The sequence below is a fragment of the Brevibacillus fortis genome, from assembly GCF_046196545.1.
Lineage (GTDB): Bacteria > Bacillota > Bacilli > Brevibacillales > Brevibacillaceae > Brevibacillus > Brevibacillus fortis_A.
The window spans coordinates 2,626,757-2,653,652 of the sequence record NZ_CP176370.1; the positions used below are offsets into that span (position 1 = coordinate 2,626,757).

At 47.0% G+C, this 26,896-nt stretch carries 33 protein-coding genes and 1 other annotated feature (1 of these 34 only partly in view); of the genes, 28 read left to right on the forward strand and 5 right to left on the reverse strand.

The genetic code is table 11. The features are described from left to right. Positions 1-85 (reverse strand) — a binding site (T-box leader); it reaches 164 nt to the left of the window's first position. A gap of 370 nt (positions 86-455) precedes the next feature. Both ACKKE8_RS13620 and ACKKE8_RS13625 read right to left on the reverse strand, forming a co-directional pair. Continuing rightward, positions 456-662 (reverse strand): ferredoxin, encoded by a 207-nt coding sequence (locus ACKKE8_RS13620; RefSeq protein ID WP_409178604.1) that lies wholly within the window; start codon positions 660-662, stop codon positions 456-458. Between the two features lie 103 nt (positions 663-765). Continuing rightward, on the reverse strand, positions 766-1,677 hold the full coding sequence (locus ACKKE8_RS13625) for a hypothetical protein (protein ID WP_409178605.1): 912 nt from the start codon (positions 1,675-1,677) through the stop codon (positions 766-768). Positions 1,678-1,757: 80 nt separating this feature from the next. Between ACKKE8_RS13625 and ACKKE8_RS13630 the strand changes: the two genes are divergently transcribed. From ACKKE8_RS13630 to ACKKE8_RS13655, 6 genes are all read left to right on the forward strand, one after another. Continuing rightward, positions 1,758-2,873, forward strand: a complete 1,116-nt coding sequence (locus ACKKE8_RS13630; protein ID WP_409178606.1) for a helix-turn-helix domain-containing protein — start codon at positions 1,758-1,760, stop codon at positions 2,871-2,873. After that, on the forward strand, positions 2,870-4,381 hold the full coding sequence (locus ACKKE8_RS13635) for a RecQ family ATP-dependent DNA helicase (RefSeq protein ID WP_409178607.1): 1,512 nt from the start codon (positions 2,870-2,872) through the stop codon (positions 4,379-4,381). Before ACKKE8_RS13630 ends, ACKKE8_RS13635 begins: the two co-directional genes overlap by 4 nt. Before the next feature lie 16 nt (positions 4,382-4,397). Then, a complete protein-coding gene (locus tag ACKKE8_RS13640; RefSeq protein WP_409178608.1) occupies positions 4,398-4,976 on the forward strand; it encodes a lysostaphin resistance A-like protein in 579 nt (192 codons plus the stop codon). Then, positions 4,973-5,650 (forward strand): LysM peptidoglycan-binding domain-containing protein, encoded by a 678-nt coding sequence (locus ACKKE8_RS13645; RefSeq protein ID WP_409178609.1) that lies wholly within the window; start codon positions 4,973-4,975, stop codon positions 5,648-5,650. The genes ACKKE8_RS13640 and ACKKE8_RS13645 overlap by 4 nt, the downstream gene beginning before the upstream one ends. 50 nt (positions 5,651-5,700) lie before the next feature. After that, on the forward strand, positions 5,701-6,627 hold the full coding sequence (locus ACKKE8_RS13650; protein ID WP_409178610.1) for an NAD(P)/FAD-dependent oxidoreductase: 927 nt from the start codon (positions 5,701-5,703) through the stop codon (positions 6,625-6,627). Positions 6,628-6,990: 363 nt separating this feature from the next. Beyond that, positions 6,991-7,590, forward strand: coding sequence for a genetic competence negative regulator (locus tag ACKKE8_RS13655; RefSeq protein ID WP_007723994.1), 600 nt, complete (start codon positions 6,991-6,993; stop codon positions 7,588-7,590). A 73-nt stretch (positions 7,591-7,663) separates the two neighbouring features. Here ACKKE8_RS13655 and ACKKE8_RS13660 read toward each other — a convergent pair whose 3' ends face one another. Beyond that, on the reverse strand, positions 7,664-8,407 hold the full coding sequence (locus ACKKE8_RS13660) for a PIG-L deacetylase family protein (protein ID WP_409178611.1): 744 nt from the start codon (positions 8,405-8,407) through the stop codon (positions 7,664-7,666). Positions 8,408-8,717: 310 nt separating this feature from the next. On the opposite strand from ACKKE8_RS13660, the gene ACKKE8_RS13665 reads away from it, so the two are divergent. Continuing rightward, positions 8,718-10,007 (forward strand): Glu/Leu/Phe/Val dehydrogenase, encoded by a 1,290-nt coding sequence (locus ACKKE8_RS13665; RefSeq protein WP_007723992.1) that lies wholly within the window; start codon positions 8,718-8,720, stop codon positions 10,005-10,007. 326 nt (positions 10,008-10,333) lie between these two features. On the opposite strand, the gene ACKKE8_RS13670 is transcribed toward ACKKE8_RS13665, so the two are convergent. After that, positions 10,334-11,305 carry an asparaginase gene (locus ACKKE8_RS13670; RefSeq protein WP_409178612.1) on the reverse strand — a complete coding sequence of 324 codons (972 nt, stop codon included), beginning with the start codon at positions 11,303-11,305 and terminating at the stop codon, positions 10,334-10,336. A gap of 82 nt (positions 11,306-11,387) precedes the next feature. Between ACKKE8_RS13670 and prsW the strand changes: the two genes are divergently transcribed. From prsW to ACKKE8_RS13755, 17 genes are all read left to right on the forward strand, one after another. Then, complete coding sequence (prsW, locus tag ACKKE8_RS13675; protein ID WP_173617955.1) at positions 11,388-12,062, forward strand: glutamic-type intramembrane protease PrsW; 675 nt, start codon at positions 11,388-11,390, stop codon at positions 12,060-12,062. Positions 12,063-12,082: 20 nt separating this feature from the next. Beyond that, entirely contained in the window at positions 12,083-12,241 is a 159-nt protein-coding gene (locus ACKKE8_RS13680) for a hypothetical protein (protein ID WP_007716480.1), read from the forward strand. Between the two features lie 47 nt (positions 12,242-12,288). Further along, positions 12,289-12,927 (forward strand): cell wall hydrolase, encoded by a 639-nt coding sequence (locus ACKKE8_RS13685; RefSeq protein ID WP_409178613.1) that lies wholly within the window; start codon positions 12,289-12,291, stop codon positions 12,925-12,927. A 32-nt stretch (positions 12,928-12,959) separates the two neighbouring features. Next, complete coding sequence (gene ypeB / locus ACKKE8_RS13690) at positions 12,960-14,327, forward strand: germination protein YpeB (protein ID WP_409178614.1); 1,368 nt, start codon at positions 12,960-12,962, stop codon at positions 14,325-14,327. Between the two features lie 115 nt (positions 14,328-14,442). After that, positions 14,443-15,126, forward strand: coding sequence for a flagellar brake protein (locus ACKKE8_RS13695; protein WP_409178615.1), 684 nt, complete (start codon positions 14,443-14,445; stop codon positions 15,124-15,126). A 16-nt stretch (positions 15,127-15,142) separates the two neighbouring features. Beyond that, positions 15,143-15,334, forward strand: a complete 192-nt coding sequence (locus ACKKE8_RS13700) for a hypothetical protein (RefSeq protein WP_409178616.1) — start codon at positions 15,143-15,145, stop codon at positions 15,332-15,334. Positions 15,335-15,542: 208 nt separating this feature from the next. Next, positions 15,543-16,214, forward strand: coding sequence for a (d)CMP kinase (gene cmk / locus ACKKE8_RS13705; RefSeq protein WP_007716486.1), 672 nt, complete (start codon positions 15,543-15,545; stop codon positions 16,212-16,214). After that, positions 16,211-16,804: a lysophospholipid acyltransferase family protein gene (locus tag ACKKE8_RS13710; protein ID WP_409178617.1), complete on the forward strand. Its 594-nt coding sequence runs from the start codon at positions 16,211-16,213 to the stop codon at positions 16,802-16,804. The genes cmk and ACKKE8_RS13710 overlap by 4 nt, the downstream gene beginning before the upstream one ends. A 185-nt stretch (positions 16,805-16,989) precedes the next feature. Next, positions 16,990-18,162: a 30S ribosomal protein S1 gene (gene rpsA, locus ACKKE8_RS13715; protein ID WP_409178618.1), complete on the forward strand. Its 1,173-nt coding sequence runs from the start codon at positions 16,990-16,992 to the stop codon at positions 18,160-18,162. Between the two features lie 76 nt (positions 18,163-18,238). After that, entirely contained in the window at positions 18,239-19,291 is a 1,053-nt protein-coding gene (fni, locus tag ACKKE8_RS13720) for a type 2 isopentenyl-diphosphate Delta-isomerase (protein ID WP_409178619.1), read from the forward strand. A gap of 86 nt (positions 19,292-19,377) precedes the next feature. Next, the gene (locus ACKKE8_RS13725; RefSeq protein WP_409178620.1) at positions 19,378-20,013 is read left to right on the forward strand and encodes a hypothetical protein; all 636 of its coding nucleotides are present in this window, start codon (positions 19,378-19,380) and stop codon (positions 20,011-20,013) included. A gap of 7 nt (positions 20,014-20,020) precedes the next feature. Continuing rightward, positions 20,021-20,926, forward strand: a complete 906-nt coding sequence (locus ACKKE8_RS13730) for a YIEGIA family protein (RefSeq protein ID WP_409178621.1) — start codon at positions 20,021-20,023, stop codon at positions 20,924-20,926. 3 nt (positions 20,927-20,929) lie between these two features. After that, positions 20,930-21,112 carry a capping complex subunit for YIEGIA gene (locus ACKKE8_RS13735; RefSeq protein WP_144616063.1) on the forward strand — a complete coding sequence of 61 codons (183 nt, stop codon included), beginning with the start codon at positions 20,930-20,932 and terminating at the stop codon, positions 21,110-21,112. 54 nt (positions 21,113-21,166) lie between these two features. Next, positions 21,167-22,480: a ribosome biogenesis GTPase Der gene (der, locus tag ACKKE8_RS13740; protein ID WP_409179116.1), complete on the forward strand. Its 1,314-nt coding sequence runs from the start codon at positions 21,167-21,169 to the stop codon at positions 22,478-22,480. Between the two features lie 15 nt (positions 22,481-22,495). Then, positions 22,496-23,098, forward strand: coding sequence for a glycerol-3-phosphate 1-O-acyltransferase PlsY (plsY, locus tag ACKKE8_RS13745; RefSeq protein ID WP_409178622.1), 603 nt, complete (start codon positions 22,496-22,498; stop codon positions 23,096-23,098). A 13-nt stretch (positions 23,099-23,111) separates the two neighbouring features. After that, positions 23,112-24,164 carry an NAD(P)H-dependent glycerol-3-phosphate dehydrogenase gene (locus ACKKE8_RS13750; protein WP_409178623.1) on the forward strand — a complete coding sequence of 351 codons (1,053 nt, stop codon included), beginning with the start codon at positions 23,112-23,114 and terminating at the stop codon, positions 24,162-24,164. A 78-nt stretch (positions 24,165-24,242) separates the two neighbouring features. After that, complete coding sequence (locus tag ACKKE8_RS13755) at positions 24,243-24,509, forward strand: stage VI sporulation protein F (protein WP_007716506.1); 267 nt, start codon at positions 24,243-24,245, stop codon at positions 24,507-24,509. 120 nt (positions 24,510-24,629) lie between these two features. Here the strand turns inward: ACKKE8_RS13755 and ACKKE8_RS13760 are convergent, their stop codons facing one another. Next, positions 24,630-25,106, reverse strand: coding sequence for a hypothetical protein (locus ACKKE8_RS13760; protein WP_409178624.1), 477 nt, complete (start codon positions 25,104-25,106; stop codon positions 24,630-24,632). A 158-nt stretch (positions 25,107-25,264) separates the two neighbouring features. Here ACKKE8_RS13760 and ACKKE8_RS13765 point away from each other — a divergent pair, with 158 nt between their 5' ends. The 4 genes from ACKKE8_RS13765 to ACKKE8_RS13780 are packed head-to-tail and all read left to right on the forward strand — an operon-like array spanning position 25,265 to position 26,847. Then, positions 25,265-25,429 (forward strand): DUF2768 family protein, encoded by a 165-nt coding sequence (locus ACKKE8_RS13765; RefSeq protein WP_255344482.1) that lies wholly within the window; start codon positions 25,265-25,267, stop codon positions 25,427-25,429. 12 nt (positions 25,430-25,441) lie between these two features. Beyond that, the gene (locus tag ACKKE8_RS13770; protein ID WP_409178625.1) at positions 25,442-25,738 is read left to right on the forward strand and encodes a 2Fe-2S iron-sulfur cluster-binding protein; all 297 of its coding nucleotides are present in this window, start codon (positions 25,442-25,444) and stop codon (positions 25,736-25,738) included. Between the two features lie 16 nt (positions 25,739-25,754). Then, positions 25,755-26,102, forward strand: coding sequence for a 2Fe-2S iron-sulfur cluster-binding protein (locus ACKKE8_RS13775; RefSeq protein WP_012686141.1), 348 nt, complete (start codon positions 25,755-25,757; stop codon positions 26,100-26,102). A 16-nt stretch (positions 26,103-26,118) separates the two neighbouring features. Further along, entirely contained in the window at positions 26,119-26,847 is a 729-nt protein-coding gene (locus ACKKE8_RS13780; protein ID WP_409178626.1) for a hypothetical protein, read from the forward strand. The last annotated feature ends 49 nt before the right edge of the window (positions 26,848-26,896 follow it).

Genomic DNA, 26,896 nt, shown 5'->3' on the forward strand with positions numbered 1-26,896 from the left:
ACCGTGGGAGAAACCGCCGATTCGCAGCAACCATCGGCTCTCTGGGGATTTCTCGATCACAGCGTTTCTTCGTCAACGCCGTTGTTTTATAAGGTGTTTCGTAAGATTTGTACTTACGATATCACGTCAAAATAACACCGTCAAGAAGAAAAACGAGAAAAAATGAACATTATTTATTTTAAAACGGATATCGTTCGTGAATAATAGTCAATTTTATGCTAGGAAGACAATGAAAATGACCAAAACACGAACATTAAGATATTGACATCACAAAAAATGGAAAAAACGCATTTTAATGTTCGGTTTTTGCTGTTGCTTTTATCTTACCGAAAAATCATAAAAGAAAGAACAGGAAGTTGTCGATTATTCGTTCGGTGAGAGGAGAGGAGGGCATAATGAAAAACCTCTTACATACCGAAGTACGTAAGAGGTCTCTTCCATTAGTAGATCGAATACTATTCCACTTTAATAGAGTCGGTCGGGCATCCTTCAGCAGCATCACGAACATCGTCATGCAGGATATCCGGGATTTCAACGGTGTTAGCATTGTCATCCAACTTGTTGAACGCAAGGCCCTCATCGTCGTAATCAAAGACGTCAGGAGCCGTGGCGCCACAAGCACCGCAAGCAATACAAGTATCTTTATCTACCCATGTAGTCATCGTGGTTTCACCTCCCATACCGAAGTGGTACGTCCACTATCATAGACCATTGTATGCTCTTGGTGACAAGATTTCAAGATTGAATCAGTCTAAAAATGTACGACTACTTATAAAGAGGGATTTCAGGTGCCCTCAGCACGGAGTAGAGCTGTGTATTCAATCGTTTAAAATCTCCCGCAGATACTGCATCTGTCGCGTTCAAAATCTTCACGGCAGCGGCTAAATCCTTGATTCCTAGCGCTTGAACTTCATTAGATGCGATGAGCAAATCAAGTCTTGCAGTCAAGTCTTCAGGATTATAGCTGCTCCATTGATTGCTTGCTGACATGGCCACAGCTGCGAGATAGGTGCGGTAGTGGAACGGATACTGCTTCCACTGCGCGGTGTTAACGGCTCCAGGTGCTTGCTTCGGCATGGCTTGTTTCACCACATAAGCCGATTCCCAAGACGCGATGGAGTGATAGACCATTTCCTGCGCGGTTAGCCAATTATTTTGGAAAAGCGTTAGGCTAGCTCCTATAGAAGCAGGCGTAGCATTATTTTGATCGGAACGAATCTGCTCCATACTATCCAAATACGCCCGTACACTGTTCGTAAAAGTGGCGTGAGCTTGTCTCAGCATGGGTGACGTAGGCAAGGGAACGTTTTTCTCCAGCTCTTTCCTTGTCTGGTCAGCTAAATTGCTGAGCTGCTTCAAGCCATCCGTCCGTTCACTTTCGTTCATTTGATTCCATTTATCCATCGTATCAAAATGTGCTTGCTTTAGATCAAGCAGCGGTGCATAAACGGCATAGTAAAATCGGATAAAGTCCTGTTCGTTGTACAGCTTCTGCTCACGCAGCAGTTTTTCTTTTTCGGCTTCCTTTTTCTCTGCTTCGAGTACGGCGGCTTGTTCCGATTCCAATTGTGTCTTCATATAATGGGCCCCGAAAAAAAATCCACCAACTGTGCATGCAAGTGTTATGATGATCATGTACGCCATCATAAATTCAGTTCTTTTCAATCGTTTTGTCATACTATCCTCCAAATCCATGATGCAGTTTACTTCGCTTACTTTCGAGCTTTGAAAAATATAGAATGATGTAAGGAGTACCAATGAACAGTCGGAACAGTGCGGCAGAGGAGCAGGACCTTTTATGTGCGGTCGCCTTGAATGCCATGTTACCTCTGGCCAATGAACGAACGCTGCAATCAGCCTACTACATACTGCGTGGCAGAAAAGCCAATCAGACACTGCAAGATGTGCATTTGTATACCCTTTATCCGTATTATCGGATGTTTTCTCGTTTTCCAAGAGAGGATTGGGACAAAATAGTTTCAACTTTATTTCAGGCGGGTTGGATTTTACCTGTTGATGCAGGAGGAACGAACTCGAAGCCGACGTTTACCTTTTCTGATACAGGATTGGAGCATGCCAAGCATACGTACCAAAAATATCATTTTGATAGATGGTTCGCCCCTTTTACCCAATCTGACTTGGCGGAGCGAATCGAACCATTTTGGAGCAGGCTTCATCTTATGGTGCAGACGATCTCGCAAATGCATCATGGTGATCTCGGTTTCATTCCGGTCGTTTCGGACAAGACGGCACAGCGTTGGGTAAAAAACCAATTGGCTGATGGGGCAATGCGAAATGCCTGGAAACAGCAATTGTCTGACGAGCTATATCGACTGTGGGAGCCTTTGGATGAAGGTGTGCAGGAGCTTTTGTTTTGTCAACTGTCAGGAGCAGGACAAGTCGGCAAGACCATGGGGCAAGTAGCAGAGATTCGCCAAACGAATCGTAGCTATCTCACGCTGCAATTTCGATACGGGCTTGCCGCGTCGATTCAGACGCTACTTGCAGAGAGCAATCAATATCCTCTTTTATCAAAACTGGTCACAGAATCGCACAAGCTTGATCCACGTCTAACTGAAAGTGCTGCTCGAACGTACGCCCTTCTTCAGAGTGGCTGTGACAAAAAAGAAATAGCAAAGAAACGACAAATGAAAGAAAGTACGATAGAAGATCATTTGGTAGAGATTGCCCTGCGCTGTCCGGAATGGGATATGACAACGTATTTGCCAAATGAGCTGGCAAAAGAGATCGTGGAGACGAGTGAGCGCCTCGATACAAGCAGACTCCGGCTCATCAAGGATCAATTGGAAGCAACAGTAACGTATTTGCAAATCCGATTGGCACTGGCACGAGCGACAAGGGGGGCAAAATGAATAAACAGCTCATGTACGACAGATTAAAGCTGCATTTTGGTTACGACTCATTCCGCCCTGGTCAGGAGTCCATTATTGAACGTATATTACATGGACGAAGTGTTCTCGGGTTATTAGCAACAGGTGGCGGGAAATCAGTGACGTATCAGCTGCCAGCAATGCTTTTGCCGGGTCTGACCGTCGTGGTTTCCCCGTTAATCTCCTTGATGGTCGATCAGGTGCAACAGCTTCGAGCACGAAAAAAAATTCCGGCTACTTATTTGAACAGCATGCAGGATCCGACAGAGTCCCGCGAAATCTTAAAAGGGCTCTCAGAAGGCGCGTACAAGCTGTTGTATATTTCTCCAGAAAAGCTTCAGCAGCCCTATGTCCAACAAGTGTTAAAGCGGGCGAGGGTGTCTCTGATCGCTATTGATGAAGCGCATTGCATCTCGCAATGGGGACATGACTTTCGCACAGATTACTTGCGATTGCCACAAGTCGTGAAACAATTGGGAGCACCTCCTGTTCTGGCTGTGACGGCAACCGCTACGGCGACTGTTCGTGAAGAAATTTGCAGCTTGTTTTCCATTGAAAAAGAAGACGTCGTGTTGCAATCCCTTAATCGGGCGAATATCGCCTATGATTTGGTTGAAGTTACGGAGGAAAGTGACAGACGTTCGTTTGTATTTGATCAGATAGATCGTTTGCAGGGTCCTGGAATCGTTTACTGCAGCACGCGACAAGCGGTAGATGTGTTGGCAGCCTCTTATCAACTCGATGGAAAAAAACGCGTTCACGGTTACCACGGGGGAATGAACAGCATGGAGAGAATGCTGATCCAATCCCAATTTCTCGCGGGTGAGCTGGATGTTATTATTGCAACCAATGCGTTTGGTATGGGAATCGACAAGCCAGATATTCGCTACGTCATTCATTACCAAATGCCAGCGAGTTTGGAGGCATACGCACAAGAAATCGGGCGGATCGGCCGTGACGGCAAGCCTGGGTATGCGCTGCTTTTATTTTCGTGGGACGATTGGCAGATTCATCAACACATGCTGGAGAAGGAGTACCCCACACAGGCGCAAGTTCAAAAATACGAGCAGTTGTGCAATACCGGAGTACCCTTGACGAACGAGGCATTGGCGATGATGGACATATCCGAAGAAATGGGCGCACTTCTTGGCTTTTATACAGAAAAAGTGCTGGCCTCAAACGAAGCTGCCGCTGCGGGTGAATCGTATCCGAAGGCTCAAATCATTTGGCAGGAAACGGAAAAAAGAAAAAGCTTTAAACAAAAAAAGCTGGCAGAAATGGTGTCATACGTAAGAGGAGAAAACTGTTTGCGTGCCAGCATCAATACGTATTTCAAAGAAAATGATCATCAATTTGATCTGTATTGCTGTAAGAAATGCGGCCTAACTACGGATGCGTATGTCCAAACGAATGACAATGCAATCGCAAAGAATGAACAAATCAAATGGAATTTGCGGCAGGCGTTAGACACTCTTTTGCCGAACAAATAAAGGAGAGAAACATCGAGTGAGGGAAGATCGGCTAGAAGTGGATGAAGCCACGCTTCGGCTGAATCTATGGTTGACACAAGGTATCGTTTTGGGAGTGGCTGCTGCCGGTAGCTTATTGGTGCTGGGCTGGGATGCTACTCTGTCCTTGTTTTATTTGCCAGGCTGGAATGCCGTACTGTGGGCCGTGCTTGTAGCTGCAGGTATAATCAGTGCGAGTATTGTAATGGATCTGTACTTGCCTAAGCGATGGCAGGATGATGGCAGTATCAATGAAAAAGTTTTTGGCGCCATGTTACCATCCACTACGATTTTCGTCTGTATGGTAGTAGGGGTGGGAGAGGAATGGCTATTCCGGGGAGTCATTCAATCGCTTACCGGGAATTTTTGGAGCAGTCTTATTTTTACCCTGATCCACGTACGTTATTTGAAAAAACCGCTCATGATCATAAGTGTATTTGGTACAAGCTGGATCTTGGGACTCTTGTTTTCCCACTATCAGTCCCTTTGGCCCTCGATTGTGGCTCATATCCTTATTGACGTCATGTTAGCATTTTATTTACAAAATACGATCAAGAAAAAGGGGGAGGAAGAGTGAATCTCGAGCATAATCCATTACCACCCCGACGCTCCCGTCATACTCGCCCTAAAGCGTCGTTCTCGTTTAAAAAGTGGATTCAACCGGGATTATACTTGTTTGGATTCGTCTTTTTCGGGTTGATTGGTCTTGAGTTATACAGGGCCAATGTCCCACACGAGTCAGCAGCTTCTGGTAGTGTTGACGTGAAAGATGTTAGCAAAGCGAATACCACTTCGCAAGGAAGCGAGGTAGGAGAAAAGGAGCCTGTATCCGTCGTTCTTGTTGATACGCCTGATCCGAATGCAAGCGTAGCCAACTCACCTGCCAAAGTGAAAACGACCGAATCAAAACCAGTTGACCCTGCAGTGAAGGCGACCACAAGCGTACAGACACCTGCTGTGAGCACAGCCCCAGCCCAAACTTCGACTGGTACACCTGTAAACAAGGCAACTCAGGTCGCGAGTACTTCTCCTAGCAAAGTAGCTACACCGGGAAAACAAGCTTCAACACCGGTTGCAACAAAATCGAAGGTCGTCAAGCATGTGGTGAAGAAGGGTGAAACGTTGTTTATGCTGTCACGAAAGTACTATGGAAATAATTCGAACGTAGGACGAATTGCAAGATATAACGGACTGCATTCAGAAGCAGGGCTCGTTGAAGGAAAAATTGTACTCGTTCCCCTCGTTCAGTAATGAGATCGTGCTCCACTGGCAATGCTATCGGGAAAAGGATAAGCAGGTGGATGCAAGTGGAGTATGATACGGTCATTGTCGGCGGCGGGATTGCAGGGCTTCAAACCGCAATCCAACTAGCAAGATGCCTTCGACGCGTTGCAGTCATTGACATGCCAGGTGGTCGATCAACAGTCGCCAAAGCCTACCGAAACATTCTGGGATTTTCGGAGGGGGTTAGTGGCGATTTTTTGCGTCAAACGGGCAGGGAGCAAGCACAAAAATACGGCGCAATCTTGATAACAGATGAGGTAACAAAGCTTGCTGCTGACTCAAGCGGCTTATTTACGATAGGTACGAAAACTAGTATACATACGCTTACTTCGCGAACGCTGGTATTGGCAACGGGCATTCGCGATCCGTTTCCAACGATCCCTGGCTTCTCCGATTGTGTAGGGATATCGATTTTCTTGTGTCCCGACTGTGACGGCTATGAAACAGTTGGGAAAGACACGGCAATCATTGGTGCAGGCCCACACGCCGTTTCGATGGCCGACGAACTTATTTATTACACAAACAGGTTAACAGTCATTAACCATGCACAAGTGCGGGTGGATACGCAGGCTGTCTCTGGACTTAGCCAGCGAGGGATTATGTATCGCGATGAAAAAGTATGTGCCCTTCATCATACGGCGGGGCAATTGCAAGAAATCGAGCTATCTTCAGGTGAACGCTTGTCCGCAGAAAGAGCATTTCTTGCCTTTCCGGGTGCTCATGCTTTGACAGAGCTTTTGCGTGGTTTTTCCGTGCAAATTCATGAAAAGGGCCACATTCATACGAATCCGCGAACAAAAGAAACCAATCATCCCAACATATGGGCGGTTGGCGATATCAATGAGCATTCTCAACAAGTGTCGATTGCCATGGGGGATGGAACTCAGGCGGCCATTTGGATTCAAAAGCGGCTTCGTGAATTTGAGACGTTGAAAAACGCCTGATTCTGGGCGTTTTTTCATGTACAAACCTTTATGAATGAGAAGGAACCCGAACTAGCAGAGCTAAATATAAATACATAAGCAGAACCATGAGGGGGAACTTTTCCTGGGAAAGCGCAGGAAATGACAGGCAACAACAAAGTTTCTTTTTTCGTGAGTGGATTCGACATCGATAGGCGAATGCTGCGTAGGTGTCATGGTAGCTTTGTTCCAGTAACTAAATGTGATATGATAGGACTACCCCGTATTTTCCAGTCCATCAAAAAATGGATGAATGCCAACAGGTATTCACCGGAGAATGTGGAGAACTCTTACAGGCTTACCATCATATTTTGTAGTACGACTGGATGGCGAGGAGGGACAGTCATGCGTGTTGAACGCCTTGGTCAAGATAAAATACGAATCTTTTTAACTTTTGACGACCTCTCAGAGCGCGGGATAGAAAAAGAAGACATGTGGCGTGACATTCCTAAAGTTCATGAACTGTTCAACGACATGATGGAACAGGCTTATCACGAATTAGGATTTGAGGTATCAGGGCCTGTTGCAGTTGAAGTGTTCGCCTTGCCAGCTCAGGGAATGGTCGTAATTGTAACGCGTGGCAAGACGGGCTCAAAGGACGGTAAAGAGGAAGAATTCGAAGACGAGGATGTATACGAGCTAGAGGTTACATTGGAAGAAAGCGATTTGATCATGTATGCCTTCCGGGACTTTGAGCATATGGTTGAAGCCGCCCATCGCATTAACGCCCTTTTGACCAATGGCGGAGCTGCCTACTTCTACCAGGGGAAATATCATCTGGTGCTGGAGGAAGTCGACTTGGATCAGGAGCGTTATCACAAGCTAATTGCGATCCTCTCTGAGTACGGAGAAGCGACGCCGATAACGATTTATGTGTTGGAAGAATACGGGAAAGTGATCGTTGCCGACGATGCTGTAAAAGAAATATGCAGGCATTTCACGTAATCGAAAAAGAAATGTCTGGGAATATAAAACAGCACCTAGTCAACCAACTAGGTGCTGTTGCTGTCTGTACAGATTATACTAGGCCGTCCAAAAAATCAGCCTCTTTACCTTGAATGGTATAGTTCGGAAGGCTGTGCCAAGCCAAGATGTAATGATTGTTTGGCGGGACAGAATGGTGCTCGCCTTTTGTTACACCTGGGAAAACTCGCTCTACTGATAGGTGCTGTGTTCTGTGCGCCCGCAAGGCATCTGCTACTTTTGGCATGTATTCAGGGGCGTGAATGATCGTCGTAATGCTCTCGATTGGATCCGTAAAAGGAGGCTTAATAGTACCAAATCCTTCGTCGGATGAGCGAGTCGCATAATATAGCTTTCGCACACTCGTATCTGGGCCTAAAGAAAGGACAGCCTGGGTGGTAGCATGACTAATCGCCAAATGGTCAGGATGTCCGGAGATGCCATGCGGTGCAAACGTGACGACGATTTCCGGTTGGATCTGGTGAATAGCCTGATGGATACGAGTAACGAGCTCATCTACGGGCACTGTGTTTAGGAACTTATCCTGATATTCCCAGACGTCTACCTGATCGAATCCGAGTATGGCACAAGCGTCGCGAAGCTCTTGCTCGCGAAAGCGGGGGAGTTCTTCCGGTGTGCATAACGGTGGTTCACCAGCTTTTCCTGCTTGCCCTTTTGTTGCACACAATAGATGAGTGCTGGCCATTTTGGTTTCACTATATTTGGAAATGGAAATCCCACAAGCAAACGTTTCGTCATCGGGATGGGCAAAAACAAACAAGATAGATTTTTTTTTCATAAAAACACCTCCATGAATAAACTTCCACCATTACTGTTTCCATTATGGCATAAATTCACTATTCCTGTAATGAAAGAAACAAGTTTGGGGACAATACAAGCATGACTGACGTGCATTTGAAGCTGTTTGGACAAAACGCAGTCTGTAAAAGCGATTTCAAAATGGATGGTAAATAATTGAATGATTATGCAAAACAAGGCACGAAAACGTTTTCGAAATGGAAAAAAAACATTTTTAAGCTTCTCATAAATGATACAAGCGTGTATACTAAAGGCGGCATTGACCGAAAACATTTTTGAGGTGGTAAGTAATGGGTAATCAAGACGTGGTAACCGAAAGCACCGAAGGGAAAGAAAAGCAAGAATCATTGAACTTGCTCCATTCAACTCAAACGGTGATCAAGGAAGCACTGGAGAAACTAGGTTACCAAGAATCGATGTTTGAACTCTTGAAGGAACCGCTACGCGTTTTGACTGTACGTATTCCGGTTCGCATGGATAACGGCGAAGTAAAGGTATTTACGGGCTATCGTGCACAGCACAACGATGCAGTAGGTCCGACCAAGGGGGGCATTCGTTTCCACCCGGAAGTTACTGAGGATGAAGTTAAAGCACTTTCTATCTGGATGAGCCTCAAAGCAGGTATCGTCGATCTGCCATATGGCGGTGGTAAAGGCGGTATCATTTGCGACCCGCGTGAAATGTCCTTCCGCGAACTGGAAAGACTGAGCCGCGGTTACGTTCGCGCAATCAGCCAGCTTGTGGGCCCTACTAAAGATATTCCAGCTCCGGACGTCTTTACGAACTCACAGATCATGGCGTGGATGATGGACGAATATAGCCGTATCCGTGAATTTGACTCGCCTGGTTTCATTACGGGTAAACCAATTGCGCTGGGTGGTTCCCATGGCCGCGAAACAGCTACTGCAAAAGGTGTAACCATTTGCATCCGTGAAGCAGCGAAGCGTCGCAACATCGACGTAAAAGGTGCTCGCGTAGTTGTACAAGGCTTTGGTAACGCTGGTAGCTACTTGGCAAAATTCATGCATGATGCAGGCGCTAAAGTTGTAGGTATCTCTGATGCATACGGTGCGCTGCATGATCCAAACGGTTTGGATATCGACTACTTGTTGGATCGTCGTGATTCCTTTGGTACAGTTACAAAACTGTTCAACAACACGATCACCAACAAAGAGCTTCTTGAACTGGAATGCGACATTTTGGTTCCGGCAGCGATCGAAAACCAAATCACAGCTGCAAACGCTCACAACATCAAGGCGTCAATCGTAGTAGAAGCGGCAAATGGCCCAACTACACTGGAAGCGACCAAGATTTTGACTGAGCGTGGAATTCTTCTGGTTCCAGACGTACTGGCTAGTGCCGGTGGTGTGACTGTTTCCTACTTCGAGTGGGTACAAAACAACCAAGGCTACTACTGGTCTGAAGAAGAAGTAGAAGAGAAGTTGGAAAAAGTAATGGTTCGTTCGTTTGAAAATGTATACAGCATGTCGCAAACTCGTCGTATTGATATGCGTCTGTCTGCTTACATGGTTGGTGCCCGCAAAATGGCAGAAGCTTCTCGCTTCCGCGGTTGGGTATAATCTTTCAAACAACCCTCCATATATTGAGAAACATGGCTCCGCCGTTTTGGCGGGGCCTTTTTTATTGGCGGCGTGTTATGTGGCTGTAGTGGAGAGAAGAATATTTCCAGTCTAGGCTCCAGGCTCCGTCCTGCTGAGGGTTAAAACTGCCCGCTCCGAAGGGATTCGCGGGGAAACGCAAAAGTGGTAGCCGCTACGTAGCGAGGGCATGTTGGCCCTAGAAGCTGAGCGTTTTCTCCTGTTTCCTCCCCACCACAACAGCATCTTACAACATGTTTTCAAGACGAAAAAACCTCCTGATGAGCAGGAGGTTTTCGTCATATTATTTAGTGGTCGAACAACTGTTGTAGCTCTTTGAAAGTCCGTGTTTTTTGCAGCGTTACAATTAACTTGAGACGAGCTTTTTGCCCATTCAAACCATTGGAGAAGATGATACCCATCTCTTTTAGCTTGCGGCCTCCACCTTCATAGTCATAAATATCCTGCACCTGACCATTGTAGCAGCGGGAGACGAGCACGATCGGTACGCCTTTGTCGAGTAATTGCTGCAGGGTAGGGATGATGGCGGGTGGAAGATTTCCTAATCCGAAAGCCTCTACGACCAGTCCATCAATATGCTGCTCTAATAAAAACTGTAGCCAAGCGGGCTCCATGCCAGCAACTGCTTTGATCAGCGGAACATTTGCATCAGCATGGGTAATGGCATAATGCTCTCGATCCAATGGAGAATGGTGGTATTGAACACTTTTTTTCGCAATGGTTCCAATCGGTCCGTATTGTGGCGATTGGAATGTAGCGACATTGCTCGTGTGTGTTTTGGTTACGTGACGTGCCGCGTGAATTTCGTCATTAAAAACAACGATAACACCTTTGTTCAGGCTGGCGGGGTCAGCGGCTGCACGAACGGAAGAAATGAGATTAACAGGACCGTCAGCTCCGAGCTCATTGCTGCTGCGCATGGCTCCAGTTACGACAATCGGGACGTTGACTGACAATGTCAGATCCAGGAAGTATGCGGTCTCTTCCAACGTATCAGTCCCATGGGTAATGACAATGCCATCATAGTGATCATGTTGAAAGGCTTCCTCAATATCGAGTCGCAGCTGATTCATGATCGCAGGAGTCACATGAGGGCTAGGTAGGTTGAGTACATTTTTCATGGTGACATCCGCGTGTTTTTCTAAAAAAGGAAGGATTTTGTTGACTGCTTGATCATCCAATGGCTTAACGCCTTCTGAGTCATCGACAGACATGGCAATCGTGCCGCCTGTGTTCACTACTAAAATTTTTTTTGACATGATCTCTCTCCTGTAGCGGGTTTTCATCAACCAGTATTCATGGTACGATGAACAATAGTCTTGTGTAAAGGAGTAATAAAAGATGATTGCTTTGATCGGCGCGGCAGTTGCCCCCGGTATCGCCATCTTAAGTTACTTTTACCTGCGTGACAGTCTCGAACCGGAACCGATTTCGATGGTGATCCGGTCGTTTATCTTTGGGATGCTGCTGGTTGTACCAATTATGGTGCTCCAGTACATCATGCAGAATGAATGGAACTGGCGGGATGGCATTGTCGCGGAAGTTTTCCAATCCGCTGTCGTGGAAGAATTTTTTAAATGGATGGTCATCTATTTTACGGTTTACAAACATTTGGAATTTGATGAGCCATACGATGGAATTGTTTATGCGGTTGCGGTGTCACTTGGTTTTGCTACGCTGGAGAATTTGCTCTACCTCATTATCAATGGAACGAATATCGCCATCTGGCGTGCATTTTTGCCGGTATCCAGCCATGCGTTGTTTGCGGTGTGGATGGGCTATTATCTCGGACGGGCCAAATTTTCCAAGGACGCCAAACATGAGCGGCTTTTTTTATGGATGTCGATTACCTTGCCGATCGGCTTGCATGCCTTGTACAACGTGATTTTTTTGGCCGTGCAAAACTGGTTGGTAGTGATTGTGCCATTCATGCTCGTTTTGTGGTGGCAAGGCTTAAAAAAGGTACAAAGAGCACACGATTTCGGTTCTAAAAATCTCTCTTCACGTCCACAATAGACGGTAAGGAGGAGACGTATGTGCTAAAAACCGAACGAGCAAAAGTGACAATTCAATGCAATGTATGTGGAGAAAAATTTACACTGCGTGGTCATCGAGAACCTGGAGGACAAATAGAAACAGGCTTCAAGCAATGCCTGTGTGACAACGATAAGCATTTTCGGATTGACGAGTCCTGATCTTTTCCTTTCCCAACTGAAAAAGCGAGACAAAACTATGCGGGCCGATGCAAATAGCATCGGTCTTTTTCTATATCCAGATTTACATGCATAATCCATTCTTCCTCCACCAACACTATGCAAAGATTTCAATACATGCCAAGGAGGATTCAGCCGTGCGTACAATCTGGATCGCAGGTGTGTTGGTGATGTTGGTAGCAGCGGGCTTGAGTGGATACAAGCATGTCTGGAAAGAAAAAAATGTAGCTGCCGTACAAGTAGAGCAGATGGCTGCACCTGCAGCAAAGAAACAAACGGGCAAAACCAAAGCCAGCTTTCATCCTTCACGGGTTTCTGACAATGATTTGAAAATCATGGCGAATGCTGTTTACGGGGAGGCAAGAGGAGAGCCGTTTGAAGGGCAAGTAGCTGTCGCAGCCGTTATTTTGAACCGCGTCAAGAGCCCTTCGTTTCCTGATACGCCCTCGGCTGTGATATTCGAACCACGCGCTTTTACAGCAGTTGCTGATGGTCAAATATGGCTTACACCGAATGAAAGTGCGACGAAAGCAGTGAAGAATGCACTAAACGGCTGGGATCCGTCAGGAGGCTGCACGTACTATTTTAATCCGGATACAGCAACATCCGGTTGGATTTGGACAAGGCCGCAGGTCAAAAAGATCGGGAAACACATCTTCTGCAGATGATGGATGCGTAACAAAAGGAGGAGTGGCAAGGGATGGTATATGGAGCAACAGCACGCGTGTTATTTCCCATTGCTCTGGTCGCCTTGATAGGAGCTGGCGTGTGGGGATATCAGGAGCACAATGAGAAGAATTCGGTCCTGATCAAAGCGGAAAACTCATACCAACGAGCTTTTCACGATCTCACTTATCATGTGGACAAGCTGCACGATGAGCTTGGCAAATCGCTGGTGGTCAACTCGCGCAGACAAATGACGCCAATTTTGACGAATGTTTGGCGGCTTTCCTATGCGGCACAAGCGGATGTCGGACAACTCCCGCTGACCTTGATGGCGTTTAGCAAAACCGAAGAAATGCTGTCGAGGGTCGCAGATTTTTCCTATCGTGTCGCTGTGCGTGACCTGGACAAACAGCCATTGAGTCAGAGTGAATACAAGACATTGAAGAGTCTGCACACCCAGGCAAAGGATATCCAGGATGAGCTGCGCAAGGTACAAACCCTCGCGATGGACAAACAATTGAGGTGGATGGATGTCGAGACGGCATTGGCCTCCAATAAAAACAAAGAGGACAATTCCATCATCGATGGCTTCCAAACCATTGAGAAAAAAGTGCAAGAATACCCTGATTTAGACTGGGGCGTCGGGATACAGAGTCTCGATAAGAAAAAGCAGCAGCGAATCAAAGGGATCGATGGCAAACCAGCTACTAAAGAGGAAGCAGAGAAGAGTGCACTGGCGTTTCTCGGGTTGAAGCCAGGGGATGCGAAAGTAGAAGTGAATGAGAACGGCAAGGGGCAGGAATACTCGGCGTATAGCGTACGTGTCACGCCAAATGGACACAAGACAGGCATTAACCTCGATGTCACCAAACGCGGCGGAAAAGTGGTTTGGATGATGAACGAGCGTGGGGTTGGCGAGGAAAAGCTGGACATGAAGCAGGCTGAAGAAAAAGGTCGAGTGTTCTTGCGCAACCATGGATTTGACAATATGCAGGTCTCCGAGATTGACAGCTACGACCGCAACGCACTTTTTACGTTTGTGCCTGTTCAGGATGGCGTTAGAATTTATCCAGACGGGGTGGTCGTCGAGATTGCGTTGGATAATGGAGAGGTTACTGCCTATAACTCGACAGAGTATCTGTTTAATCACAAAAAGAGAATTCTCTCCAAGCCACGTCTCTCGAAAGAAGAAGCAAGGAAAAAAGTCAATCCGAGCGTAAAAGTGACGGATCAGCGCCTTGCTCTCATCGAAGGAAAAAACGATGGAAAAGAAGTGCTGACTTGGGAAATGTCAGGCAGCTTTGATGGGAATTCGTACATGGTCTACATCAACGCCATGAATGGAGAAGAAGAAGAAGTTGTGAAAATGGAAACGGGATCAGGACAGAACGAAGGACAATAGTGTTTAAAAAATCATGGGGAAAGCTAGTTTTTTAGCGGCTTTCCCTATTTGCTGATTCGAAACAAAAGGGTATATAATGGAAAGGGTGATAGGGAAGGGGAGGAACATTTACTTTATGATGCTTCCACGAATAGGACAAACAATCAGACTAAACTTCACGAGTTCCTCAGAAGAAATGGAACTGCAAACTTTCAAAAGCCGTGTGGTTGATTTGAAGGATGATGTAGCTTCTATCGAGTTGCCAACCAGCGAAAACACTGGACGGACTGGGATATTTCAACCAGGGACAGAATGCTCGGTTTGGTATGTTGGCGAGGATGGCTCACGCTATGAATTCCGCTCTGCGATTGTCGGCAGGCAAAACAATCACATTCCTGTACTGCTTCTGCAACTGCCGGCCAAAGAGGAGATAGTTCGGACACAGCGACGAAACTACTTGAGAATTGACACCACGGTAGACATCGCAGTCAAACTGGATGATCCGATTCGACGCTATCATTTTTTGGCACGAACGCTGGATATCAGCGGTGGTGGGCTGTCTTTTAGCTGTGAGGAAAGCTATCATTTGAAGGAAAAAGACAACTTGCACGTCTGGATTTCTCTTCCAAGCAAAAATGGACAGGTTCAACATGCTTTTGTTGAGATGGAAATCGTCAGACAAAAACCGGCGGAAGAAAAAGGTTTGCACCAATGGATTTCGGGTAAGTTCACCCAAATCAGTGAGCAAGATCGGGCAAAAGTGGTTAGAGCGTGTTACGAGAGACAGCTAGAGCTTCGCAAAAAAGGCGTTATGGATTGACGCTTCATCAGAGGAAGTGACCCTTTTGACCACTCAGTACAACGATCGTTTTCGCAGCTTTTCCAAACGGGTAGAAAAAGGCATCATGATTGGAATTGTCGTATGTGCGATTGTACTGACCATAGGCGAAGTCCTCATTCAGTACGTACCCGCAAGACTAGTATTAATCGAAACAGAGCGCTTGGAAGGCGTGTCCAGAGAGCCCTAAAGGTTTGCGCATGCTTCCATACTATGGTACTATTATAGATAACATAGAAAACGGTCTTGGATCGTTTTTTGTAGACCGCTAGTGGTCACAGCCAAATCCGAAAAACGCAATATCGTTTTTCATCACACAAAGAATGGGAAAGGGCTTCGACAGAAGCTTTTCTTGTTTTATTCCCATCCGAACTAACGTACATAGCAGGTGAGAAGTAATGAACATTGCCATTGATGGACCAGCGGGAGCAGGCAAAAGCACTGTCGCCCAAAAAGTAGCGGGACAACTGGAATACGTGTACATTGACACGGGTGCCATGTATCGTGCCCTAGCTTGGGCAGTCCACCATCATCAGCTCCCTATCAACGATGAGTCTGCAGTTTCCGAACTTTTGCAAAAAAACAAGATTCAACTGGTTCGGGAAAACGGACAGCAACATGTATACTGGAATGAAATCGATGTCACAAGCTGGATACGTTCCACAGAAGTGAGCCAGTACGCCTCCATTGTTGCGAGCTACGGTTCCGTACGTGAACAAATGCTTGTGCTCCAGCGACGATTGGCGACTCAAGGCAATGTCGTCATGGACGGCAGAGATATCGGTACTCATGTTTTGCCTGATGCAGATGTGAAAATATTTCTGACGGCCTCCATCCAAGAGCGTGCAGAACGCCGCTGGAAGGAACTACTCGCAAAAGGTACCCAGACAGACTTGGCTGAGCTGGAAAAAGAAATCGAAGAGCGAGATCGACGGGACATGCAGAGAGAAGTCGCACCGTTGCGCCAGGCCGAAGATGCCGTTTTGGTAGACACAACAGGAATGACCATTGATCAGGTGGTCGATCGCATCTTGCAAATCTGCGAGCGAACGGGAGAGTCAACCCATTGAGTTACTATCGTTTATTCAGAGGTTTTTTCCGCATAATTTTTTCGCTTGTCTTTCGTTGGCAAGTGATCGGGCGTGAACATATACCTAAGGAAGGCCCAGTGATCCTTTGTGCCAACCATATTTCTTTGTGGGACCCACCTCTTCTGGGGGGTGGTATCGAGCGTCAGGTTCATTTTATGGCCAAAGAAGAGCTTTTCAAAATTCCGGTCTTATCCTTTCTCATTACCAAATTCGGTGCATTTCCGGTCAAACGGGGTGCAGGAGATCGTGCGGCCATTCGCACGACTCTCAAATTGCTGGAAGATGGAAAAATCTTTGGAATCTTTCCTGAGGGAACCCGCAGCAAAACAGGGGAACCAGGGGAAGCGATGCCGGGCGTGGCGATGTTCGCTCTCAAGTCAGAAGCTGCGGTCATTCCGGTAGCGATTATCGGGCCATATCGACCGTTTCGTTCCATTAAGATCGTTTACGGTAAACCGATCGATCTGACTCAACTGCGCGAGGCCAAATCGAGTGCTGATACGTTGAAGGAAACGAGCGATCTGATTATGGAGCACATCAAGCAATTACGGAACCAGCATCTCTCTTAGCAAACGGTATAGAATTGCTAAAGGGACGAATACTAAATCTGCTGGAACTTACTGGCTTCATCAGTACTAACTGCCAGCCATCAGGCGACAGTTAAAAATATACATGCTCCCGCTTCATGTAGTGAGGTTGTACACAACCTGTACATAGACGTTTGGGACTGGATGGTATTAAGGAGGTCTTTTGAATGATGGAAGAAACGAACGTAAGCTTGACGGATGCAACAACCATTTCTTTAGGAGATGTCGTAAAAGCAACCGTAACAAAAGTTGAGGACAAACAAGCGCTTGTAGATCTAGGCTACAAGTACGATGGTCTGATTCCTATCAGCGAACTGTCTCCACTGCATGTTGAAAAGGTATCTGATGTAGTAGCGGTTGGTGATACTTTCGAAGTGAAAGTCATCAAGCTAAACGACGAGAAAGAAGAGCTCGTTGTTTCCAAGAAAGCCGTAGCGATGGAATCCTCTTGGTCTGATCTTGAGCAAAAAATGCAAGCGGGTGAAATCATCGAAGCGACCGTGAAAGAAGTAGTGAAGGGCGGACTGGTTGTTGATGTAGGCGTTCGCGGCTTTATTCCGGCTTCCATGGTAGAGCGTCATTTCGTTGAAGATTTCTCCGATTACAAAGGCAAAACGTTGGCTTTGAAAGTAGTAGAAATGGATAAGGAAAAGAATAAAGTCATCCTGTCCCACAAAGCGGTTTTGGAAGACGAAGCAAAAGTGCAAAAGCAATCCATTATGGATAAGATCCAAGTGGGTCAAGTATTGGAAGGAACCGTTCAGCGCATGACCGATTTCGGCGTATTCGTGGATATCGGTGGTGTAGATGGATTGGTTCACGTATCTGAACTTGCTTGGAACCGTGTAGATAAGCCGTCTGATGTCGTGAAGGAAGGCGACAGGGTACAAGTGAAGGTCCTCAAAATTGACCGCGAAAACGAGCGCATTGGCCTTAGCATCAAGGAAACGCAAGCAGGTCCATGGGCGAACGTTGCAGAAGATTTCAAAGCGGGCTCTATTTTAAATGGAACTGTAAAACGTTTGGTGTCCTTCGGTGCATTTATTGAGCTGGCTCCTGGAATTGAAGGCCTCGTACACATCTCGCAAATTGCAAATCGCCGGGTGAATACACCGAGTGAGGTGTTGAAAGAGGGTCAAGAAGTACAGGTGAAAGTTTTGGATGTTGTTCCACAAGAACAGCGCATTAGCCTCAGCATCCGTGCAGTAGAAGAAGACCGTGTGGAGCAAGCAGAACGTGCGAGCAAGCGTGAGCAGCAACAATTCACGCAAGAAAACAACCAACCAATGGGCGTGACATTGGGCGAGTTGTTCGGTGATCTGAAAGACAAGTTCAAGTAAGATAAAAAGTAGGATTCATGGGGATACGCTCTGGCGTATCCCTTTTTTCTGGGAGTGAAAGTCTAGGAGGGGTACAATGGATCGTCGTTCGATTAGAAAACTGGACCATATTCGAAATGCTCTTGTCACCGGGGGAGATGGTGCGAATAGCTTTGATGATGTTAGCTTTGTTCCGAACAGCTTGCCGAATGCAGCGTTTGCTGAAACATCACTGGACACCGAGATCGCATCCTTGCGACTGTCCTCACCGATTATGATAAATGCGATGACGGGTGGAGCTAGTGGGACTACGCAAATCAATCAAAAGCTGGCGATCATAGCGAGGGAACGCAATCTGGCTATGGCGGTTGGCTCACAAATGGCGGCTCTGCGTGATCCAGATGTTACGGATAGCTATCGGATTGTTAGAAGGGAACATCCACAGGGGATCTTGTTTGCAAATGTTGGGGCAGAAGCTACAGTGGAGCAGGCAACAGCAGCGGTGGAGATGATAGAAGCGAACGGACTGCAAATCCATCTGAATGTCATGCAAGAACTGTTGATGCCTGAGGGGGATCGGGATTTTCGCGGCTATCTCGAGCGGATTCTAGCAATCAAGGAGAATCTGGATGTGCCAGTTATAGTCAAAGAAGTCGGTTTTGGCATGGCGAAGGAATCAATTGAGAAGCTAATGGAAATCGGGATCAGAACAATCGATGTGGGTGGAAGAGGCGGAACAAATTTTGCGCAAGTCGAAAATATGCGTAGTGATCATCCTCACGCCATGTTCGAGGATTGGGGATTCACGACGGTAGAGAGCTTGCTGGAAGCGAATGCTGTCGGTCATTCAGGAATGTCCTACATAGCAACAGGCGGTGTTCGTCATGGGCTAGATGTAATTAAAGCCGCTTCTTTAGGTGCGTCCGCTGTCGGAATAGCAGGAGCAATGTTGCGTCTGGTTCAACGCGATTCTCTGGAAGAATGCTTGTCTACCGTCGATAGATGGCATCATCAAATTCGTGTGGCGATGACGGCACTAGGAATGAAAGGTCTGGCTGATGCGGCTTGTACTCCTATTATGATCACGGGAAAAACTGCAGAGAGAGCTAGGCTTCGTCACATGCAGTTGGAGAGACTGGCGCAACGTTAGTTAGTGGACAAGCATTCGATTCATGAAATTTCCTTGGTTGAGGCATACTTTTGGGGGGAGACAACCATCATTTTGAGGAGATGAACATGAACGAGGGAACCGTTGCGATCCTCATCCAGTGGTCTTTACTGTGTCTTGTCTGGATGGGAAGTTTTAACTTGCAACTGCGAAACATGAAGATGGAACGCAGACGAGTGCTCGCCGTGATCAGCGCGTTTTTAATTTGTACGTTTGTGAACTGGGAAATCTATTTTGCCCCCATCCAGGTTAGTCTAAGTGGAACGGTATTGCCACTGATCGCAAGCATTGTCCTTTACACCAAGCTCATGTCCAAAATACGCAGATTGTACTTGCTGAGTGCGCTGGCAACGGCCCTTTTGCTATTTTGGCTGCGCTGGCTGTTTTTTACCGATCCGATCCTGCTGTTTTGGGATGAGAGGATCATCGTACCTGCTGTTGGAGTCATGACGATTTTTTTGATGAGCAGAACAAATCTAGGACAGCTGTTTCAGCTCACGCTCTCCATGCCGCTCGCAGACGCGATACACTCGCTATATTTTTGGAAATTGTCGGGTTCCTGTCATTGGGGATCGGAGTATGCGCAAGATCTGCTGTGGAGTGGCCTATCACTATGGGCTCTCGTCAGCATCGTCTGGTCTGCGATTCGTCGTATCCTTGGTAGAACAGAAACAGAGTCTTCCCATTCCGATACGGGCAGGTGACGCTAGGGTGTTGAAGGAATTGCTCGCTTATGAATACGTTTTTCCTTTGGTTCTGGGTTTCCTATTCGGCATTATGTGTCGGATTCATCTTTTGCGAACAGATTATCGACAATATCCAACCTATCCCCACGGAAAAATTATTCACGTTTCACTTGGGGTGATCGCATCCGCGCTCGGAGCGTTAGCGATTCCAGCCCTGCTCAAAGAGAATTACACAGCAGTCACATTTTTGACGGTGGCAGCTCAACAATTCCGCGATGTCAGGAACATGGAACGCACTACGCTCACGGAGATCGATAAGCAGGAACTGGTGCCCCGTGGTGGTCCCTACATCGAAGGAATCGCAATGGTGTTTGAAGGACGCAATTACATGGTCATGTTTACCTCATTGGTGACAACGACGGCAACCATTCTTTTTCATTGGTGGGGGGGTGTCATTGCAGGTGTCATCGCCTTGATAATCTCTCGCAAGCTGCGCTCTGGAAAAACACTGTCGCTGATTGCGGAGATCGAGCCGGGGGAAGTGAGAATGGAAGGAAAAGACTTGTATGTGAACGACATTTACATCATGAACGTCGGGTTGGCAGATGCCCAAGAGACCATACGTGAGCAAGGTGTGGGGTTTATTCTGACACCGAGGGATGCCAATGCCAAGGTCACAATTGCCCACCCAGGACAGCGGCAAGCGATTTTGCACGATGTCGCGACGCAGCTCGGGGTATATACAGATACGGGAGAGCCATCGCTAACACCATTGGTAAAACGTGATATACAGTCAGGGAGACTGGGTGTCTTTTTATTGCCGCAAGAAAAAGACTTGGAACGGGCAACGTCCGTCATTCGTGCAGTCCCGATTCTCGAAAGCGTCTTCCGAATGCCAACGAAGACTAGAATCGTGAAAAAGGAGCTGTAGGCCATGACAGGATTAATCTTGGCGGTGATTACGACAAACAAAGACAGGATTGCGGGTGGTGTCCCGATCTTTATCGAGTCTACTACAGAGAAGATGCAGCAAACAGCTTTCACGTTGGAAAAGATACTGGACGCGATGGTGCATGAAGTGAGCGACGATACCCTTATCATTGTTCGGCATAAGTAGTGTATGGTATGATTAGCTAGTCAAAACGTAAAATGAGAGAGAGTGTTGTTGATTATGGGATTACCAGTGGTAGCCATTGTGGGGAGACCCAACGTGGGGAAGTCCACGATTTTTAACAGATTAATTGGCCAAAGAGTCGCGATCGTGGAGGATATGCCGGGAGTAACCCGTGACCGCCTGTACGGGAAGGGTGAATGGTTAACTCATACTTTCCATGTGATTGATACTGGTGGAATTGAGTTTGGCGAGACCGACGAGATTCTTACACAGATGCGTTACCAGGCAGAGCTTGCGATTGACGAAGCAGATGTCATCATTATGATTGCAGATAGCCGCACTGGTGTGACAGATGCGGACGTTGAACTGTCACGGATGCTGAATCGGACAGGCAAACCGGTCGTACTCGCAGTGAACAAAGCCGATAATCCGGAAATGCGTGCGGATATTTACGACTTTTATTCCTTGGGCTTGGGCGAGCCATTCCCTGTCTCAGGTAGCCACGGTCTTGGCTTGGGCGATATGCTGGAAGACGTGGTTCGGCATTTCCCAGCAGAGGATGACGAAGAGAAAAGAGACGATGTGATTCGTGTATCCATCATCGGTCGTCCGAACGTCGGGAAGTCTTCCTTGACGAATGCGATTCTCGGTGAAGAGCGAGTCATTGTCAGTGATGTTGCCGGAACGACCCGTGATGCGATCGATACGCCATTTGAGCGTGATGGCCAAAGCTACATTCTCGTAGATACGGCAGGTATGCGCAAGCGCGGGAAAGTGTATGAAACAACGGAAAAATACAGTGTGATGCGTGCGATGCGTTCCATTGAAGATTCCGATGTCGTACTTGTTGTCATTAACGGGGAAGAGGGCATTATCGAGCAGGACAAGAAGATCGCGGGTTATGCACATGAGGCTGGCCGTGGTGTCATTATTATCGTGAACAAATGGGATGCTATCGAAAAAGACGACAAAACGATGCAACGCTTCACAGAATTGATCCGCGAAGAATTTAAATATCTGCATTACGCTCCGATCATGTATGTGTCTGCAAAATCGAAGCAACGTGTCCATACGATTCTGCCGAAGGTCAATGAAGTAGCACAAGCACATACGATGCGCATTCCTACCGGCGTTCTCAATGATTTGGTAACAGATGCGACGATCCGTACACCTCCACCATCTGATCGCGGCAAACGCTTGAAGATCAACTATGCGACACAAGCAACAGTGAAACCACCGACGTTCATTCTGTTTGTGAACGATCCAGAACTTATGCACTTCTCCTATGAACGTTACATAGAGAACAAGATCCGTGAAGCTTTTGTATTTGAAGGCACACCAGTTAGAATCTGGACACGGAAAAAAACGTAGGGAGAGAAAAAAGCCATGGTGTTACTATCCTGGGTGCTAAGCTATTTAATTGGTTCTATTAGCTTTAGCTATCTTATCGCCAAAAAAGTCGCAGGAATTGACATACGTTCTCATGGCAGCGGAAATGCCGGTGCAACCAATACCCTAAGGGTGTTAGGAAAAGGCCCCGGCATTGCCGTTCTCCTTCTTGATGCACTAAAAGGAATAGCTGCGATGGGACTGACTCACCTGATGACAGGGGACCCGGCAGCATATGCAGTGGCAGGCTTGTTTGTTATCGCCGGTCACAATTGGCCGATCTTTTTTGGATTCCGCGGAGGGAAAGGCATTGCGACCACGCTAGGTGTCGTGTTAGGGCTTTCTCCCTTGGCATTTTTGATCGCTGCCGTGTTGGCTGTCATAGTCATTGCGATCACTCGCTTTGTTTCATTAGGATCATTGGTTATCGTAACGGTTATTCCATTTACCCTTTACTTGTTGGACAAACCTGTTTCCTTTGTCTGGGCGAGCTTGGCGATCGCAATCTTTGCTTACATTCGTCATTATAATAATATCCGCAATCTTCTTTCAGGAAACGAACGGAAATTAGGAGATAAGTCCAACCGGAAGCTGGGATGATGTACGAACGGACATGAGAAAAGTGGAGGGGGACGTATTGATTCAAAATGTTACGGTGATTGGGGCCGGAAGCTGGGGAACGGCACTTGCTACAGTCTTGGCGGACAACGGGCATCAGGTTACGCTGTGGGTACGGGATGCCAAGCTGGCAGAAGAGATTAACAGCAAGCATGTGAATGAAAAGTACCTGCCGGGAGAAAAGCTTTCTGCCAATATTGTGGCGACGACCAACATTCAAGAGGCTGTAATAGGCAAGCGAATTGTTCTTCTCGTTGTTCCTTCCCATGTCATGCGCCAAATCTGTCAGCAAGTGGCTCCGTACTTAGAACCGGATGTACTTTTGATTCATGCGACAAAAGGCTTTGAACTGGAAAGTCTGAAGCGAATGTCAGAAGTCATTGCGGAAGAGGTGCCGCAGGAGATTGCGTCCAGATTGGCTGTGTTGTCCGGACCAAGCCATGCAGAGGAAGTAGTCAAACGGCAACCAACGACAATTGTGATGGCGTCCGAATCGGAAGAAAGCATGCTGCGTTCTCAGGATTTGCTGATGAATACGAATTTTCGTGTGTATACCAACCCGGATTTGATTGGCGCTGAGATCGCTGGAGCGTTGAAGAACATCATTGCACTTGGTGCGGGCATGTCTGATGGTTTAGGGTATGGGGACAACGCTAAAGCCGCCTTGTTGACCCGTGGCTTGGCTGAAATTAGTCGCCTTGGCATTAAGCTCGGAGCTAAGCCGCTTACGTTTGCAGGCCTGGCTGGTGTTGGCGATTTGATTGCCACATGTACGAGTAAACACAGCCGAAACTGGCGTGCAGGCTATATGCTCGGTCAAGGAAAAAAACTCGATGACGTACTGGCGCAGATGGGTATGGTCGTCGAAGGCGTTCGCACAACAAATGCAGCCTTTTCCTTATCGCAACGCGAGCAAGTGGAAATGCCAATCACTTCTGTTCTGTATGGCATGCTGTTTGAAGGAAAAGAAGCTCGTCAAGGCGTGGAAGAACTGATGGGGCGCGGAAAAACTTTTGAAATGGCGTACCTCAATCCCGATGCGGAATAAGTCATGAATGAAGTATCACCGATTTAGGCTTCTGCACATACGATAGGGTGAAAGCCCATGTGCAGGAGGAGATTTCACATGAATAATATGTCGAAACGACTTTTTGAGCGCTTGCAAGGGAAAGCAACGGAAAATGTCGATGAAGAGAAGCTTCGCTCACTAGCTGGTCAGGTCAAGCGCAGTGATTTTGAAGACGAGACCAAGCTGCGTCAAATCATTCGCACACTCGCTACCCTTAGCGGCAAGCAATTAACTCCTGAAAAAGAAGATAAGGTCATTGAAATGTTTCGCAATCAGGAAATCAATCTGGGTGACATGTCCACCTTGACCAAGCTGCTCAAATAAGAGAAATGGGCGATTATGCCCGTTACCTGCAACAAAAACCGTCATACAGTAAGACTAGGAACAATCATGGCTCTACAGGGACATGGCTGACCTACAGATTGCAAGAAAAAAAGAGGGATCTTATCCCTCTTTTTTTCGTTCCTTAGAGTTGCTGCTTACCTGTGTGATCAGGTTCTGGACCAAAGGCGATTGCAGGAGACCCAGTAATTGCCCGATATCTATATTGGCCAAAAGGTTGCCTAAGCCTGATTCCTGCGGGGGTGTTTCTGCTGCCTTTTGTGGCTCTGGAGCTGCTTTGCGTTTGCCAGCAGGCTTTTCGGCAACGACCTCTGGCTCAGGCGTGCGTTTTCCGAGGTTCTCCATCATCTCCATCGCCCCGTACAATGAATCCATCGTGTCTTCTACCTGCCGGATCGTGCTGCCAATCCCTTTGATGTTATGGCGCATTTTCGAAACAGAGGTGCGCAAATCAACCGTGGGCAGGATTCTTTTCGGTGAAATGGAAAGGGAGACATTTTCGACTTGGTCGCTTAATTTTTTGCTGGGTATAGGCGCATATGGATTCCGCCATTTTCGATTATTTACTTTATTACTCAACGTTTCATCCCTCCAATGGGCGAATTCATCACGATAGTCTATGCGAATGTCTAGTATTAGGTTCGCAAGCGTCAGACGAAGAGGGGGAAGTATGGTATAATAAAGCAAAAAATGCAAAGGATGCTGCAGTCCCGATGTATATTGATCCTATGACAAAGATGAACATTTCCTTAATCGCCATTGGGCTCATGTTCGTCTGCAATTTAGTTATGATCTTTGCCAGAAAAATAACCAATGGGTTTTTGCGGTTCCTTGTGAAGACCTTCGCATTCTTACTATTACTCGTCGTGCTTGTCATGATTTTGATTGTGATTTTTGTCTAGGGAGGATTATCGATGTCAACGATCACACTACTTACTCGTGCAGGCAGTCATGAGGTCTCGATCGAATTGAATCAATCCATTGTTGCTCTTGCGAAAAAGAACAACGTCGTGTGGGGCCATGCCTGCCAAAGAGGGGTATGTGCACAATGCCGTACAATTGTTTTAGAAGGGGCAGAGCACTTAAACGAAGTGACACCAGAAGAAAAACTGCGTTTGCGCAAGGCTGAGCGCGCAGAAGGCTACAGATTAGGCTGCCAGACGAAGATTGTTTCAGCAGGAACAGTCAAGGTAGCTCATCGGCCGTACTAGCAAAGGAAGTGACAAAATGGGGAAAGTAACCTTTCTCCCGAGCAAGAAGAGTGTGAAGGCACGGACAGGGCAAACCTTGGTCGGTGTAGCTTCGTCAGCTCGCGTCGTAATCCCTCAGAGATGCGGTGGACACGCATCTTGTCTGATGTGCCGCGTGGTCGTTGAGAATGGCCTGCTGTGCCCCCCAACCGCGCTGGAAAAGCGCAAGCTGCCTGAAAAGGATCTCGCGAATGGGATTCGTTTGGCCTGTCAGGCAAAAACGACGGAAAAGGATTGTACGGTCAGGATTCCAGAAAGCAAGCTGAAATCAGTGGTAGCAGCTGCACTCGAGCGACAACGCAAAGAAAATGAAGATGGAATGTAAGAGGTGTGTACATAAGATGTGGCAATCGTGGCGAAAATCGTTCAAGCTTGTAATCAGTTTGACGATTCTGTCTTCCCTTTTATCCGGATGCTTGTATCCGGATGAGCGCAGAGCAGAGAATCAAATTCCTAGTACCTTTTTTGTAGAAGCAACACAAAAAGCGATTGAGCAATTCCAAAAAGACACAGCAGTGTTGCCAATCGTAACGAAATCCCTCGATACTCCTATTTTTGAAAAATACGAGATTGATTTCCGTAAGATGATCCCTAAATACATGCCGGATGTACCTGGGAACGCATTTGAAAAAGGTGGCGTATACAAGTACGTACTGATTGATGTGGATACAAAGCCGACAGTGAAGCTCATTCATTTGACCGCTGTCAGTACAGTAGCGGATGTACAGAGCGAAGTAGACCGTTATAAGGGACATTTCGAAAAGCTGCCTGTACTCGCTGACCTGGGGAATGGATACTATTCCATCGATCATGAGCGGCTCGGGTTAAAAGCGTGGCAGGTGCCGTCCACGATGGGGACTTACTTATTGCCACTGGTCATGAACGCTGAAGGTCAAGTCGGGATTGATTATGCTTCGGATATCGCGCAATTGCTTCGGGATACAAAAGTAACCGTGCCGGAAAAAACAGATCCGAGATACGTGCTGGCACGCAATTCCATGTTCGTGCCAGCGAAATCATTTCCATATGAAATGGTCGATGGTGACCCAAGGCTTCTCAAACTAAATTAACTTTACGAAAAACGACTCTGATCAGGGTCGTTTTTTTTGTTCTAGTTAA